The 15,816-nt window shown below is 54.3% G+C and carries 16 protein-coding genes; 12 read left to right on the plus strand and 4 right to left on the minus strand.

Annotated elements, in window-relative coordinates; genetic code table 11:
• The first annotated feature begins 47 nt into the window (after positions 1–47).
• The 5 genes from tmk (at position 48) to ABWP27_RS08480 (ending at position 3,633) form a co-directional block, all read left to right on the plus strand.
• Positions 48–662 (plus strand): dTMP kinase, encoded by a 615-nt coding sequence (gene tmk / locus ABWP27_RS08460; protein WP_353155636.1) that lies wholly within the window; start codon positions 48–50, stop codon positions 660–662.
• A complete protein-coding gene (locus tag ABWP27_RS08465) occupies positions 659–1,690 on the plus strand; it encodes a DNA polymerase III subunit delta' (protein WP_353155638.1) in 1,032 nt (343 codons plus the stop codon). Before tmk ends, ABWP27_RS08465 begins: the two co-directional genes overlap by 4 nt.
• Positions 1,691–1,700: 10 nt before the next feature.
• Positions 1,701–2,078, plus strand: a complete 378-nt coding sequence (locus tag ABWP27_RS08470; protein WP_353155640.1) for a PilZ domain-containing protein — start codon at positions 1,701–1,703, stop codon at positions 2,076–2,078.
• Between the two features lie 87 nt (positions 2,079–2,165).
• Positions 2,166–2,945 (plus strand): TatD family hydrolase, encoded by a 780-nt coding sequence (locus ABWP27_RS08475; RefSeq protein ID WP_353155641.1) that lies wholly within the window; start codon positions 2,166–2,168, stop codon positions 2,943–2,945.
• Positions 2,946–2,973: 28 nt separating this feature from the next.
• Positions 2,974–3,633, plus strand: coding sequence for an ankyrin repeat domain-containing protein (locus tag ABWP27_RS08480; protein WP_353155643.1), 660 nt, complete (start codon positions 2,974–2,976; stop codon positions 3,631–3,633).
• 86 nt (positions 3,634–3,719) lie between these two features.
• Here ABWP27_RS08480 and ABWP27_RS08485 read toward each other — a convergent pair whose 3' ends face one another.
• The 4 genes from ABWP27_RS08485 to moaA all read right to left on the minus strand — a co-directional run bounded on the left by ABWP27_RS08485 (position 3,720) and on the right by moaA (position 8,068).
• Positions 3,720–4,583 (minus strand): HDOD domain-containing protein, encoded by an 864-nt coding sequence (locus tag ABWP27_RS08485; RefSeq protein ID WP_353155645.1) that lies wholly within the window; start codon positions 4,581–4,583, stop codon positions 3,720–3,722.
• Positions 4,584–4,910: 327 nt separating this feature from the next.
• On the minus strand, positions 4,911–6,227 hold the full coding sequence (gene moeA, locus ABWP27_RS08490; RefSeq protein WP_353155663.1) for a molybdopterin molybdotransferase MoeA: 1,317 nt from the start codon (positions 6,225–6,227) through the stop codon (positions 4,911–4,913).
• A gap of 56 nt (positions 6,228–6,283) precedes the next feature.
• Complete coding sequence (gene mobA / locus ABWP27_RS08495) at positions 6,284–6,883, minus strand: molybdenum cofactor guanylyltransferase MobA (protein ID WP_353155647.1); 600 nt, start codon at positions 6,881–6,883, stop codon at positions 6,284–6,286.
• Between the two features lie 69 nt (positions 6,884–6,952).
• Positions 6,953–8,068: a GTP 3',8-cyclase MoaA gene (gene moaA / locus ABWP27_RS08500; protein WP_353155649.1), complete on the minus strand. Its 1,116-nt coding sequence runs from the start codon at positions 8,066–8,068 to the stop codon at positions 6,953–6,955.
• Positions 8,069–8,347: 279 nt separating this feature from the next.
• Between moaA and apbC the strand changes: the two genes are divergently transcribed.
• The 7 genes from apbC to ABWP27_RS08535 form a co-directional block, all read left to right on the plus strand.
• Positions 8,348–9,436, plus strand: a complete 1,089-nt coding sequence (apbC, locus tag ABWP27_RS08505; RefSeq protein WP_353155651.1) for an iron-sulfur cluster carrier protein ApbC — start codon at positions 8,348–8,350, stop codon at positions 9,434–9,436.
• 225 nt (positions 9,437–9,661) lie between these two features.
• The gene (locus ABWP27_RS08510; protein ID WP_353155653.1) at positions 9,662–10,177 is read left to right on the plus strand and encodes a DUF3305 domain-containing protein; all 516 of its coding nucleotides are present in this window, start codon (positions 9,662–9,664) and stop codon (positions 10,175–10,177) included.
• Positions 10,167–10,844, plus strand: a complete 678-nt coding sequence (locus ABWP27_RS08515) for a DUF3306 domain-containing protein (RefSeq protein ID WP_353155654.1) — start codon at positions 10,167–10,169, stop codon at positions 10,842–10,844. The genes ABWP27_RS08510 and ABWP27_RS08515 overlap by 11 nt, the downstream gene beginning before the upstream one ends.
• A gap of 36 nt (positions 10,845–10,880) precedes the next feature.
• The gene (locus ABWP27_RS08520) at positions 10,881–12,980 is read left to right on the plus strand and encodes a 4Fe-4S binding protein (RefSeq protein ID WP_353155656.1); all 2,100 of its coding nucleotides are present in this window, start codon (positions 10,881–10,883) and stop codon (positions 12,978–12,980) included.
• 62 nt (positions 12,981–13,042) lie between these two features.
• Positions 13,043–13,660 carry a TorD/DmsD family molecular chaperone gene (locus ABWP27_RS08525; protein WP_353155658.1) on the plus strand — a complete coding sequence of 206 codons (618 nt, stop codon included), beginning with the start codon at positions 13,043–13,045 and terminating at the stop codon, positions 13,658–13,660.
• 198 nt (positions 13,661–13,858) lie between these two features.
• Positions 13,859–14,059: a hypothetical protein gene (locus ABWP27_RS08530; RefSeq protein ID WP_353155659.1), complete on the plus strand. Its 201-nt coding sequence runs from the start codon at positions 13,859–13,861 to the stop codon at positions 14,057–14,059.
• A 15-nt stretch (positions 14,060–14,074) separates the two neighbouring features.
• A partial coding sequence (locus ABWP27_RS08535) for a molybdopterin-dependent oxidoreductase (RefSeq protein ID WP_353155661.1) occupies positions 14,075–15,816 on the plus strand: 1,742 nt, incomplete at its 3' end.

The raw sequence follows: 15,816 nt of genomic DNA on the forward strand, positions 1-15,816 counted from the left end.
GCAAACAAGTCAGCAAAAATAACGAGTAACACTTTTATGGCAGTGGCATGACGACAGCAAAATTCATCACCTTTGAAGGAATAGACGGCGCGGGAAAATCCACGCATTTATCGTTCGTCGCCGACTTGCTGCGTGCAGGTAAAAAAAACGTAGTCATCACGCGCGAGCCGGGCGGCACCAGCCTGGGCGAAGCGCTGCGTACTATCCTGTTGCATGAAAAAATGCATCTGGAAACCGAAGCCTTGCTGATGTTTGCGGCGCGGCGCGAACACATCGCGCAAGTTATCGAGCCGGCACTGACGCGCGGCGACTGGGTAATTTCGGACCGCTTTACCGATGCGACCTTTGCCTATCAGGGCGGCGGCCGCAAGCTGGACCGGCAAAAACTTTCTGCGCTCGAGCAATGGGTGCATCCGCATCTGCAACCCGATTTGACCTTGCTGTTCGATGTGCCACTGGATGTGGCGCGCGCGCGGCTGGATGCAACGCGTACGCTGGACAAGTTCGAGCAGGAGAAAGCGGATTTCTTCGCCGCCACGCGCGCGGAATACTTGCGTCGCGCCGCCGAATTCCCGCAACGCTTCCGTATCATCGATTCGACGCAGGCTATCGCGACGATACAGGAACAATTGCGCGACATCATCGCAGGACTCGATACTTGAATACTCCTTATCCCTGGCAGCACGCTTCCTGGCAGCAGTGGCAGAAACTGCGTGAACGCCTGCCGCACGCAATTCTCTTTCACGGACCGGAAGGCATAGGCAAGACAGCTTTTGCCGAAGCCTGCGCGCAATCGCTGCTGTGCGAAACGCCGGCCGCCGATGGGCATGCATGCGGCACTTGCGATGCCTGCGGCTGGTTCGGGCAATACAGCCATCCCGATTATCGTCGCGTACGTCCGGAAATTCTGGATGATGGCGAATCTGCAGAAGGCGAAGACGCTGAAGCGGGTGACGTCAAGAAATCCAAATCGACCAAGGCGCCGTCGAAGGAAATCAAGATCGACCAGATCCGTGCCTTGTCCGACTTCATGAATATTTCCACGCATCGCTCCGGCATGCGTGTGATTACGCTGTATCCGGCCGAAGCCTTGAATACGGCAGCTGCCAATTCCTTGCTGAAAATGCTGGAAGAGCCGCCGCCAAACACGATGTTTTTGCTGGCGACCAACAGCATTGATCGCCTGCTGCCGACGATACTCTCGCGTTGCCGCAAGTTTGCACTGGCGATGCCGGGAAGCGAAGAAGCCTTGCAGTGGCTGCAGGCGCAACAGGTAAAAGACGCCGACAGCTGGCTGGCCGAGCAGGGCGGTGCGCCGCTCGCCGCGCTGGCATCCTCGCAAGCCGGTGCGCGTGAAACGCTGGATGAATTTTTGCAGCAACTGGCACAGCCTGGCGTCGATGCGGCATTGAAAACTGCCGAGCGTTTGCAAAAAATACCGGTGACGGAATTAGTCGCGTGGTTGCAACGCTGGTTGTATGACGTGCTTTCCGTCAAACTTTCCGGCACAATCCGTTACTATCCGCGCTACAAAAAAGAATTGGCTGCGTTGGCTGCACGTGCCGATGCTGGCGCCTTGCTGCAAGCGATCAAGATGCTCAATGAACGGCGCGCAATTGCCGATCATCCGCTGGCGCCCAAGCTGTTTATAGAAGACATGTTGCTGGATTATTCGACGCTTTTTTCCTGAGAGGTTCATGATGGCAGATGCCCCGATTGCAGCAGCTAATCCCGCAGTGGGTCGCCCGTCGGTATTGTCTTTGCCGATCAAGGAGAAGTCCGCTTTGTACGCGGCCTATATGCCGTTTCTGGCAAATGGCGGCATCTTTGTGCCCTCCACCAAGCCATACAAGATCGGCGATGAAATCTATCTGATCCTGACTTTGATGGACGATCCGACCAAATATCCGATTGCCGGCAAGATCGCGTGGATCACGCCGGCCGGGGCGAACAACAACAAGGCGCAAGGCATAGGCGTGCAGTTTTCCGCCGACGAGAGCGGCCAGCGCATCAAGCAACGCATCGAAGAATTACTGGGTGCGGCACTGGGTTCATCGCGGGCTACGCATACGCTGTAGTTTTCTTTGCAACTCGAACGCAGCTTTTCCTGTTTCTGCTTTGGCGTTGGCGCGCAGTAAAGTTGTCTGGCGCGTACAATTCAGTCTATGTATATCGATTCCCACTGTCACATCAATTTTCCCGAGCTTGTTGCGCGCATGCCGGAGATACTCGGCAAAATGGCCGACAACGAAGTCAGTCATGCGCTCTGCGTTTCGTGTGATCTGCCGAATTTCCCCAGCGTGCTCGAGCTGGCTGAACGCTATCCCAATATTTACGCCTCGGTCGGCGTGCATCCGGATTATGAAGATACGCCGGAGCCGTCTGTCGATGACCTGATTCGCCTCTCCGATCACCCGAAGATTGTAGCGATCGGCGAGACCGGGCTCGATTATTACCGGCTGGAAGGCGATCTGGAATGGCAGCGCGAACGATTCCGCAGACATATCCGTGCCTCGCGTGCGACCGGCAAGCCGCTGATCATTCACACCCGTGCGGCCTCTGAAGACACAATACGCATCATGCGCGAAGAAGGCGCCGGTACCGATGCGGGTGGTGCGGCTGGCGTCATGCATTGCTTTACCGAATCGCTGGAGGTGGCGAAGGCGGCAATGGAAATGGGTTTTTATATTTCATTCTCCGGCATCGTGACGTTCAAGAGCGCGAAGGATTTGCAGGCAGTGGCGCGCGAAGTGCCGCTGGAACAGATGCTGATCGAAACCGATTCGCCTTACCTGGCGCCGGTACCGCATCGCGGCAAGGTGAACGAACCGGGGCTGGTGCGTCATGTGGCGGAATATCTGGCGCTCCTGAAAGACGTTCCGCTGGAGCGGATTGCGCAGCAGACGACGGATAATTTCTTTAACTTATTCAAGATTGCGCGGTGAGCTGATGCCGAACAGGAAACCGGATAATTTGCGTAGATGCTCTCTGCAACTGTTGGTGGCGATATCGCTGGCCGCGAGTTTGCCGATGCAGGCGTATGCAGGCGCTTATGATGATTATTTTCAGGCAGTGAAGGCAGATGATGTGGCTGTCGTTACTTCTTTGTTGCAGCGCGGTTTTGATCCGAACACGGTAGAGCCTGAGCGTGGCGACTCAGGTCTGGTTCTGGCTGTGCGTGAAAAGGCAATGAAGGTATTTGCCGTCTTGCTGCAGGCGCGCGGAACGGATGTGGATCTGAAAATCAATAACGGCGATACGGCATTGATGATCGCCGCGTATACGGCCAATAAACAGGCGGTGGCAGCATTGCTGGCCAAGGATGCAGCAGTCAACAGGAGTGGTTGGACACCTTTGCATTATGCGGCAGCAAGCGGTGATGACGATATCGTGAAAATGCTGCTGGATAAAGCGGCCATACCGGATGCGCCATCGCCGAATAAAACCACGCCCATGATGATGGCCGCGCGTGGTGGTCATATTTATGTGGTGAAGACATTGCTCGATGCAGGAGCGGACGCTACGCTGAAAAACGATGCTGGCATGACTGCGATCGATTTTGCCCGGCAGAGCGGCAACCAGGATATTGTTGAAGGCTTGACCTATCGCCTGAAGAAGGCCGGCAAGCTTTAGGCATCCAATACGACAGCATGAAAATACTGTCGCGCGTACCGAGTACAGGCAAGGTGAAAAAAGCCGCTGAAGCCTGACTCTTTTACTCAACCCATATTGGGACTGAGAAATCTTATTCTTAATTCCTCACAAAGATCGTCTGCCTCTGCAGCGGTCAAGCCGAGTGTTTCGGTTGCCATCTCGCCACCTTCCAGCCATTCAATCGATACAGCATGTCTATGCTGCTGGATCGCCTGATCCACCAGACAAAAGATCGCGATCAGCTCATGTATTGCCGGTACAAATGCCGGGTCGGACATGATTTCGTACGAATGATGTTTTTTGATTGCGAGTACGACCAGTGGATCGGCATGCCAGTGTTCGGCCAGCATGGCGCCGACAAGTGCATGGTTGATGCCGTGACGCGAGTTTTCAAGTTCGACAAACCCTCGATGTTCCAGCTGGTTTGCCACGGTGAGGGTATCTTCGTAATCCAGAAAAGACGCCATCATGAGTGGAATGCCGATATCGCAAAACAATCCGAAGTTATACGCAAGGTCCGGTGCAACGCTCGTGACCTGACGTGCGACGTGCATCATGCCCCACGAGCGTTTTTCAGACACATCCCAAAATCGCGGCATCATCATCTTGCCGTGGGATAGCATTCTGCGTGCCATCAATCTGGTGATCAACGCATGGCAATTGTTCAAGCCGATCAGTGTGATTGCCTCTTCCACCGTTTCAATATGCCGATTCAGGTTGAACATCGCCGAGTTCGCCATCGCCAGCAGATTGCCTGCGATGGCGACATCACGATTGACCAAATGCACGATTTTTTTCAGGTACGGATCTTCCGTTGCGATTTCATGCTGCAAGGCGATGAGCAGGGCGGGGCGAGGGGGGATGTTGACGGGACGTGCGAGCTCTGTTGGCGTTGAGTGCGTGCCGTTTTTTAGATTGGGCCCGTGCATGACATTCCCCCTGAAAAGCAATTTTGTAACGCTTTTTTCATTGCATCATAGCTGCATGCTGGTGGTGTTGCGCATTGCCTCTATAGCAATATAGTTATGAGAAAAATATGTGTTATTAATTTCCTATTTGGAGTTCGAGAATATCTCGAATAATGCATTGGAGATACCAAGTTATGAAAAAAATCCGGAAAAACTGTTATTTGTTGTTAAATGAAAGGATGTAATTTTCGGAGTTGTTGGGACTTCAAATGGAAAAGCCTGCATTTCTCAGTTGAGAGTGCAGGCTTTTTGGTGCAAAGGGTAAAGTGCAGGACGCAAATGCAGGAGTTAAATCAATCCCTCAAACAGGATGACATCGACCAGGTCGCCGGCTTTCACTTCGGCCCTGTCGTGTTCCAGCACGACCATGCAATTGGCTTCGGACATCGAGCGTAAAACGCCGGAGCCTTGCGATCCGGTGATACGTACTTCCTGTATGCCTTCGCTGTTTAGACTCAAAATGCCACGCTGATATTCTGTACGACCAGGACGCTTGCGTATTGCTGCCTGTGAGACGACGCGCAATAACGGCGGCGCCGCGACCGCCGAGGCGCCCATCATGTGCAGCAAGGCTTGCCGTGCAAGGAAATAAAAGGTCACCATCACGGCAACCGGATTGCCGGGCAGGCCGAACAGATAAGCTTCCTTGCCATTCGAGGCGATTTTACCGAAGGCCATCGGACGACCGGGGCGCATGCCGATTTTCCAGAAGCCGACATCGCCCAGCTGCGCCATCATCTGCTTGGTGTAATCAGCTTCGCCTACCGAGACGCCGCCGGACGTGATGATGGCATCGGCATTTTCGCAGGCAGTGCGAAACGCAGCTTCGAGTACATCGGGATCATCCTTGATGACGCCCATATCGACCACGTCGCAACCGAGGCGCGTCAGCATGCCATACAGCGTATAGCGATTGCTGTCATAGACACAGCCTTCGTCCAGTGTTTCACCGATGGAGCGCAGTTCGTCGCCGGTAGAGAAAAATGCCACCCGCAAACGACGTTGCACCGGCACTTCGCCTATGCCCAGCGAAGCCAGCAAACCGAGATCGGCGGGGCTGAGGATTTTGCCTTTTTGCAGCGCCGGCGTACCAGCCTTGAGATCTTCACCTTGCAGGCGGCGGTTGTCGCCAGGCTTCACAACACCGGCCGGAATGGTCATGCCGGTCTCAGTTGCGTCTTGTACAAATTCTTGCGGAATGACGGTATCGCATCCGCCCGGCATCACGGCGCCGGTCATGATGCGTACGCATTCGCCGCTGCCGACTTTGCCATCGTAGGCGCGACCGGCGTAAGCGGTGCCGATTATTTTCAGGCTCAAATCCGCCTTCGGGTTCAGCTCGCTGCCGTGCAGCGCGTAACCGTCCATGGCGGAATTGTCGTGCGACGGTACATTGATAGGCGACACGATATCGAGCGCCAGTACGCGACCCAATGCGCTGCGCAGGGCAATTTTTTCCACCGCATTGACAGGCTGGATGAGCTGGCGAATGATGGCTTGCGCATCCGCCACCGGCAATGCATCGGGATCGTAATCCGACAGACAGCTAATCACGCTGGAGAGCGTGCGCGGCGGATTCTGGTCGGCAGGAGAAACGTTGGACATGGGCTCGTCTAAATCGTCAAGGTTGGCATCACGCAGGATGTGTGAGTAACGCAAATTCATGGTGCAGCGGTGGAAAACTGGTGCAACTCTTCCAGCGTGTTGATGTTTCGGAACGCATCTTCATCGTCGAAATGGACTTCGGCTACCGATAGCGATGCATACCATTTATCGAATTTGCGCCCGCCCTCCTGCAAATAGAGTGTCAGGTGCGGCAGCAGGGACGCCTTGACCAGGCAAAAGACCGGATGCGGTTGTCTGGATTCGCCGCTGCCGGTAACGGCAACTGCCAGATCGGCATGCTTTTCTTCCAGTCCGGCAGCCAGACGTTCCACCAGGTTGGTGGGCAGGAAAGGCGAATCGCAAGGCACGCTCACCATGTAATCCGTTTCGCAATGCGTCAGGCCTGTATGCAAACCGGCCAGCGGTCCGGCAAAACCCTGGAATTCATCCTGCCAGACAGGGGCGCCGAAACCTTCATATGGCGCGATATTCTGGTTCGCATTGATCATCAGATAACCAACCTGCGGCGAAAGACGCATCAGTACATGCAGGGCCATGGGTGCGTCGCGGAATAATTGCAGGCCCTTGTCGACTGTGCCCATGCGGGTGCCGCGTCCGCCTGCGAGTATGAGTCCGGTAATTTGACTGGTATCCATTTTTTTAAATTATTCCAGTAACAATTGAATGAACAGTTGAATGAGCAACTGAGTGAATGGGCGAAGGTGTTAGCCGCCGATGTAGGACATCTCGACTTTACGCGTTGATTTCAAATCGGTATTGGCAGTGCGCAATTCCGAATAGCGATCGTCGCGCGCGCGCCAGATGTGGGCAATGACGGTGGAAATTTCCTCATCTGTTTTATCGTTGCGCAACAGCGCACGCAAATCATGGCCGCCGGTGGCAAACAGGCAGGTGTAAAGCTTGCCTTCGGTAGACAGGCGGGCGCGACTGCAGTCGGCGCAGAAGGCTTGCGTGACACTGGAGATGACGCCGAGTTCGCCGCCACCATCGCTGCCGGCGTAGCGCCAGCGTCCTGCAGTTTCGCCAGTGTAATTAGGGGCAATGGCCTCCAGAGGCATTTCGGCATTGATGCGGCGTACCACTTCGGCAGAAGGAATGACTTCATCCATTTTCCAGCCGTTCGATGCACCTACGTCCATGTATTCGATGAAGCGCAGGATGTAGGGGGTGTTCTTGAAATACCGCGCCATCGGCAGGATTTCCTGATCGTTCATGCCGCCTTTGACGACCATATTGACCTTGATCGGACCGAGGCCGACGCGATGCGCGGCTTCTATGCCTTCCAGCACATCTGAGACGGCGAAATCGACGTCGTTCATCTGCTTGAAAATCTTGTCGTCGAGTGCATCCAGCGAAACGGTGACGCGCTTCAGGCCGGCATCTTTCAGTGCTTGTGCCTTGCGCGCCAGCAGCGAGCCGTTGGTGGTCAGCGTCAGATCAAGTTCGCGTCCGTCTGGCGTACGTAATGCGCTCAGCATTTCAATCAGCTTTTCGACATTCTTGCGCAGCAGGGGTTCGCCACCGGTCAGGCGGATTTTCTCGACGCCATGTGCGACGAACAATGATGCGATGCGGGTGATTTCTTCAAAGGACAGCAGCGATGAATGCGGCAGAAAGGCATAGTCCTTGTCGAACACTTCTTTCGGCATGCAGTAGACGCAGCGGAAATTGCAGCGATCGGTAATCGAGATACGCAAATCCTGTAAAGGTCTTGCGCGCGTGTCGGCCAGCAATCCGCTCGGCGCCTCAAGTTGCGCCGGGATGAGCGGTATCCGGTTCAGATAACGATGGTCTGCAAGTGGGATTATTTTTTCAGTCATGACGTGGCCGCGATTAAGTCTCTATTGTAAGTGCTTCGGACTCGCCATGTCGAATCCGCAGGGCTTGTTTTACTGCCTTGCTGCCGATAAATGCTGCACATCGCACATGAGGGCGAAAGCAGAAAAATCAACGCGGGTGCTGCATTCGATAGGTTCTTATGCGACATATCGTGAGTGAAATATCGTGTGAACCGGATGGTGGCATGTTCACTTTGACATTGATCAAAGCCGTCACGCTGCAATTTGGTTTAGACTTGCGCTATACATTCAGGAGAACCAATGAGTATTACGATTGAAGCAGTCAAAGCGGCATTGTCCACAGTAATTGACCCTAATACCGGCAAGGATTTAGTCAGCAGCCGTTCCGCAAAAAACATCCAGATCAATGGTACCAACGTCATTTTCGACGTTGAACTCGGCTATCCGGCCAAGAGCCAGATTGACGGTATACGCAAGGCATCGATTGCCGCCGTGCGGACGATCGAAGGCATGGGCAGCGTTACCGCCAACGTGCACTCCAATATCGTGGCGCACTCGGCGCAACGCGGCGTGAAGTTGCTGTCCAACGTTAAAAACATTATTGCGGTGGCGTCCGGCAAGGGCGGCGTCGGCAAATCCACGACTTCCGTGAATTTGGCGCTGGCACTGGCGGCAGAGGGCGCACAGGTCGGGATTCTGGACGCGGATATCTACGGTCCGTCGCAGCCGATGATGATGGGTATTTCCGGTCGCCCGGAAAGTGCCGACGGCAAAACCATGGAGCCGATGGAAAATTACGGTTTGCAGGTATCCAGTATCGGTTTCATGATCGATCCAGATGAGCCTATGGTGTGGCGGGGTCCTATCGTGACGCAGGCATTGACGCAGTTGCTGGAACAAACCAACTGGCGCGATCTCGATTATCTGATCGTTGATATGCCGCCAGGCACGGGCGATATTCAATTGACGATGTCGCAAAAAGTACCGGTAACCGGCGCCGTGATCGTGACCACGCCGCAGGATATTGCCTTGCTGGATGCGCGCAAGGGCTTGAAAATGTTCGAGAAAGTCGGGATTCCGATTCTCGGCATCGTGGAAAACATGAGCACCCATATCTGTTCGAATTGCGGTCATGCCGAAGCGATTTTCGGTGCCGGCGGCGGCGAAAAAATGTGTGGCGAATACGGTGTGGATTTCCTCGGCGCCTTGCCGCTGACGATGTCGATACGCCAGCAGGCGGATTCCGGCAAGCCGACGGTAGTGGCCGATCCGGATGGTCCGATTGCTGTGATCTACAAGCAAATCGCGCGCAAGATTGCGATCAAGGTGGCGGAAAAAGCCAAGGACATGTCGTCCAAGTTTCCAACCATCGTGGTCAAGAACGATTGATGTTCATTGCTTGATGCAACCGGTATTTACGCGTATGGTTGCCATCAGGCATTAATTTATTAAAGCGTGAGTCGAATAGGCTCACGCGATTTATTCATAGTTTTCCTTTATCGTTTGCATCCTGAAATTTTGGCTTGAACCAAAATCAGGTTTGCAGTTTCGGCGCACAATTGAGAGCGTCGCTATCGTTGCAACGACGGGCAGAATCTGCCGGAATGAGGAAACATGGAGACAGAAGCAATCAGCATTGGCGTCATCATGCAATGCACGCCTTTATCAAGTCGTTGGCAGCCGTTTCAATGGCAGCCGATTGAAATCGTCGGACAAGTCGGCCCTGCGGGCGCGCCGCATTGTCTGCGCAATGATCCTGCCGATACACGCTGGCTGTTTACCGGTATCGACGTCACGCTATGCAGCACCGAGGCGGAAGGATATTTCCTTAATATCAGTGCGCCTGCGCCATGCTGGTTTGTCATGTGGCGCATCGAAGAAGTGGATGGCGCAGAGCTCGCAGTTCCCAAAGTGGTCACACTGTCGTACAACGAAGCGGCACGCCTGATGGATGGTGGCGAACGCGTGGATACCTTGCCGGTTTCTGCCGAAATTCTCGAACGCCTGACGGCTTTCACGCACGACTACTATCATCCCGAACCGAAGCGAAAACACAAGAAGCCATCGTTTGAAGGCGGCGAGGGCGTTGACAAGATGGCGCGTGCCGAAGGTGTGAAAAATGGCAGCTGAAGAGTTTTTTGCGCGCTGGTCGAAAAAGAAAAACGAGGTATCCAGCGCAGCTGACGAAGCGCAACAGGATAGCGCGGCCGCACCCTTGCCTGAAACCCATGGCAAGGATGAGCCTCTTGCAACAGGGGATGCAACGCCCCAAGCTCTGCCAACGCAGGAAGATGTTGAAAAATTGACGCACGATTCCGATTACTCGGCATTCATGACGCAAGGCGTGGATGAGTCGGTCAAGCGCTCGGCAATGAAGAAACTGTTCTCCAATCCTCATTTCAACATCATGGATGGCCTGGATGTCTATATCGAGGATTACAGCAAATTTGAACCGATCAGCCCGGAGTTGCTGGCGTCTCTGAGTCATGCAAAGGCATTACTGGACCCCTTGTCGCAATTGCAGGCGCCGATAATGAGTTTGCTGGAAAAGATCCCCGAAGAAAATGCCGCCGCGCCGGATGGCGCACAGCCCGCGCTCGATGGTATGGCGCAGGAAGGCGTGCAGACGCCGGAAGCAACTGCAGCACTTCCTGATGTCGATCAGGAAAAAGATTATGCTGAGCAGCACCAGCATCAAGACAGCGAAAATCAAGATAGCAAGACAGCAAAGGAGAACGTCGTTAAAGAAGAGGATGCACAAGCAGTCAACGCATCTGCAAAACTTGACGACGTTTAAAACAGTTTTTCTCAGCCAGCATCTACAAGCCAGCCAATGACTACAGAATTCAAAGTTTGTAATTGCAATCGCACCATGCCACTGGACGCTGCCGCGGGTACGCAGCTTGGTGCTGCACTTGGTACCGCGCCCATCCCCATTGCCACTGAATTGTGCCGGCGTGAAGTCGGCACTTATTTGAAAGCGCTGGACGGCGTGGATGATGTGGTGGTGGCGTGTACGCAGGAGCGCAGCCTGTTTACCGAACTGGGGCAGCAAAAGGGCACGGTCGCGCCTTTGCGTTTCGTCAATATCCGCGAAACCGGCGGCTGGAGTGCGCAGGCCAAACAGGCACTGCCAAAAATGGCGGCACTGCTGGCGGTTGCGGCCTTGCCCGATCCGGAGCCGGTGCCTATCGTCAATTACGATTCAGCCGGCCATGTACTGATCATCGGGCCTGCCGATCAGGCGCTGCCGTGGGCGCAGCGTTTGCGTGAACAAGTTGATGTTAGCGTGTTGCTGACATCCGGCAGCGAGAGCCAGATGCTGGGCGAACGCAGCTTCCCGAGTTTTTCGGGCAAGAAGATAAAGATTGACGGCTGGCTGGGCGCGTTCAATGTGCACTGGCAGCAAGCCAATCCGATCGACCTGGAAACCTGCATACGATGCAATGCATGCATAGAAGTCTGTCCGGAAAGCGCGATCGATCTGACTTACCAGGTCGATCTCGATAAATGCCGTTCGCACGGCGATTGCGTCAAGGCCTGCGGCAGCATCGGTGCGATAAACTTCATGCGAGGTGAGACTGCCGGAGCCAATGACCGTAACGGCAAATTCGATTTGATATTCGATTTGTCCAGTACGCCGCTAGTCCATACGCATCAGTTGCCGCAAGGGTATTTCGCTCCCGGCCAGGATGTGGCGAGGCAGTTTGAAGACAGCCTGAAACTGACGCAGATGGTGGGTCAGTTTGAAAAGCCGAAATTCTTCAGCTACAAGGAAAAGCTGTGCGCGCACAGCCGCAATGGAAAAATCGGTTGCAATGCCTGTATCGAAATTTGCTCGGCGGAAGCCATCAGTCACAACGGCAATCACGTCAAGGTCAATCCGAATCTATGCGCCGGCTGCGGCGCTTGCACCACAGTCTGTCCCTCCGGTGCGATGGCGTATGCCTATCCGCGTACTGAGGAGATGGGCTTGCGTGTGAAGACGCTGTTGAACACTTATGCCAAGGCAGGCGGTCGTCAGGCGGGACTGCTGTTCCACAGCAAAGGGCAGGGCGCAACACTGGTCGCACAGGCGGGCCGTTTGGCGAAGGCTGGTTGGAATGGAATCCCGGCACGCATTATTCCGCTTGAGTTGCATCACACTGCAGCTGTCGGCATCGACGTCTGGCTGGCTGCCTTTGCTTACGGCGCCGCCAATGTGAGCGTGATGGTAACGGATGAGGAGGCGCCGCAATATCTGGACGCCTTGCAGCAGCAGATGGAACTGGCGCAAACCATCATGTCCGGCCTTGGTTATGCCGGCGTGCATGTGCAATTGATCCGTATTAATACGGCGGCCGAGCTGGATACCTTCGTCAACGCGCTGGCGCCGGCCCAAACGGCGGAAATCTGTGCCACTTTCAATGTGGCGGCAGACAAGCGCACCACGCTGGAATTTGCGCTCGATCATTTGCATCGGCATGCACCAAGCAGCGTCGAACAGATCGCCTTGCCGGCCGGCTCCTTATACGGTGCGGTGGTGGTCAATCAGGATGCGTGCACCTTATGCATGTCCTGTGTGGGCGCCTGTCCGGAATCGGCGCTGACAGACAATGCGAATACACCGCAATTGCGCTTCATTGAAAAGAATTGTGTGCAATGCGGACTGTGCGAAAAAACCTGTCCGGAAAATGCCATCACCCTGGCGCCGCGTCTGCTGCTGACTCCTGCGGCAAAAGAGCTGCAGGTATTGAATGAGGCCGAGCCTTTCCATTGCATCAGTTGCCAAAAGCCTTTTGGCACTGCGAAGATGATAGAGAACATGGTGGGCAAGCTGTCCTTGCATGGCGCCTTCTCCGGCAATATCAACAGGCTCAAGATGTGCCCTGACTGTCGTGTGGTCGACATGATGGCGAACAAGCAGGAATCGTCGATTTCCGATTTCAAATGAGTTTGCGGGGAACGGTGTTGATATTTTGTTTTCAATTGAATGGAAAGGCCTGACAGGACTACATGACAAGCGCTCAATCAATCAAGTTTGAATCGCAGGATCAGGGTGAAGAAACTGCGCGTGCCGATGTGTATGGCTTATTGGCGACACTGCTGTACGCACCACCTTCGCAAGACTTGCTGGATACGATAGGCAATGCGCCGGTAGAAGGTACAAGCGTCCTGGAGCAGGCGTGGGCCGAGCTGGTTGCTGTCTGTAAAACAGCGCAACAGGAAAACGTGCGGGAAGAGTATGAACAACTCTTCGTCGGAGTCGGCCGGCCGGAAGTGATGTTGTACGGCTCGTTTTACCTGTCGGGTTTTCTGATGGAAAAACCATTGGCGGAGTTGCGCACCGATCTGGCCGGACTTGGTTTGCAGCGTTCGGACGGCGTAGTCGAGAGCGAAGATCATCTGGCGTCCTTGTGTGAAGTGATGCGCTACCTGATTGCATCCGATGATGTTGTGCATGCAAATCTTGCCGCACAGGAGAAATTCTTCAATACGCATATGCGTGCCTGGGTGCTGGATTGCTGTGCAGCAATTGAAGCCAGTCAAAATGCGCATTTTTACAAGCCTGTGGCATGTCTGGCGCGTATATTTTTTGAGGTGGAGATGCAGGCTTTCGATATGGCGAATTAGTATGGTTCAGCCATGTCAGTTGATTTTCTATGTAAATTTTTCATGATTTTTCCCAATTTCGGTCTTTTTTGCCCTAAAAAAGTGCAATTTTATTTTTTTTAATCGTGCACGTTGCTAAAAGGTATGCTAAGTTGTACACATGCTGCATAGGAATTAAAAAACATATTACGTCCTGACCCCCCCTTACAGGAGACGATGATGGCAGAGCAAACCAAAATCCCCCGCCGCAGTTTTTTCGCAGGTTTGGGGCTTGTCGCAGCCGCTGGCGTTGCCGCCAAACTGGCCCCTGAATCCGCAACATCCGTCCTGACTAACGCTATTTCCCCGCAAGAACCGGAAGGCGACAGTTACCGCCTCACCGAGCACATCAAAAAATACTACCGTACCACCACAATTTAATTACGAGGTGACGTCATGCTGTTAACTCGCAAAAGCAACGCTGCAGAGCGTTCGCCTGCCCGCTTTACATCCAGTCTTGCCGATAGCCTGTCGCGCGCGTTGCCGACAATGGACAGACGGGGGTTTCTCAAACGTTCCGGGATCGGCATTGGTGCCGGGATCGCCGTTACGCAATTGAGTTTGATTCAAAAAGCCAGGGCAGCTGAGGGCGGTAAAGCTGCGGCGGCGGGCAGCAAAATTGAAGTTAAGCGTACGGTTTGCACGCACTGTTCGGTCGGTTGCGCATCCGACGCCATCGTTGAAAATGGCGTGTGGGTACGGCAGGAACCGGTTTTCGATTCGCCGCTTAATCTTGGTGCGCACTGCGCCAAGGGTGCCGCGCTGCGCGAACACGGTCATGGCGAATACCGCCTGAAATATCCGATGAAGCTGGTCAACGGCAAATATCAGCGCATCAGCTGGGATCAGGCCTTGAACGAGATTTCGGCCAAGATGCTGGACATCAGAAAAACCAGCGGCCCGGACTCCGTATTTTTTGTCGGTTCATCCAAACACAATAATGAGCAAGCAGCATTGCTGCGCAAGTTCGTTTCCTTCTTCGGCACCAATAATACCGATCACCAGGCGCGCATCTGCCACTCGACTACGGTCGCCGGCGTTGCCAACACCTGGGGTTACGGTGCGATGACGAACAGCTACAACGACATGCAGAATTCAAAAGCTGCGTTGTACATCGGCTCGAACGCGGCGGAAGCGCATCCGGTATCGATGCTGCACATGCTGCATGCAAAAGAGAACGGCACCAAGATGATCGTGGTGGATCCGCGTTTTACGCGCACCGCTGCGAAAGCCGATCAATACGTTCGCATCCGCTCAGGCACCGATATTCCATTCCTGTACGGCTTGCTGTATCACATCTTCAAAAACGGCTGGGAAGACAAGAAGTACATCAACGACCGTGTCTACGGCATGGACAAGGTCAAGGCGGAAGTCATGACCTGGACGCCGGAAAAGGTGGAAGATGCCTGCGGCGTGACGGAAGCTGAAATGTACAAGGCTGCCGAAACGATGGCGAAAAACCGTCCTTCGACTTTGGTCTGGTGCATGGGGCAGACGCAACACTCGATCGGTAATGCAATGGTGCGTGCTTCGTGCATCGTGCAACTGGCTCTCGGTAATGTCGGTGTTTCGGGTGGTGGTGCAAATATTTTCCGTGGTCACGATAACGTGCAGGGCGCGACCGATATCGGCCCGAACCCTGATTCGCTGCCAGGTTATTACGGTCTGGCGACAGGTTCGTGGAAGCATTGGTGCGCTGTATGGGGTGTCGATTACGAATGGGTGAAGAAACAGTATGTTTCGCAGGCCATGATGGAGAAATCCGGCACCACGGTATCGCGCTGGATGGATGCGGTTCTTGAAAAACCGGAAAACATTGATCAGGACAATAGTGTCAAGGCAATGCTGTTCTGGGGCCATGCTCCAAACTCGCAAACACGCGGCCTGGACATCAAAAAAGCATTCGACAAACTCGATTTGCTGGTCGTGATCGATCCTTATCCGTCAGCCACGGCTGCGATGGCCGCGATGAAAGTCGATGGTCAGGAACTCAATCCGAATCGCGCTGTGTATCTGCTGCCTGCAGCGACCCAGTTTGAAACCTCCGGTTCCGTGACGGCATCGAACCGCTCGCTGCAATGGCGCGAAAAAGTGATCGAGCCGCTGTTTGAATCGCGTACCGATCACATGATCATGTA

It is taken from the genome of Herminiimonas fonticola (assembly GCF_040395855.1).
GTDB lineage: Bacteria > Pseudomonadota > Gammaproteobacteria > Burkholderiales > Burkholderiaceae_D > Oxalicibacterium > Oxalicibacterium fonticola_A.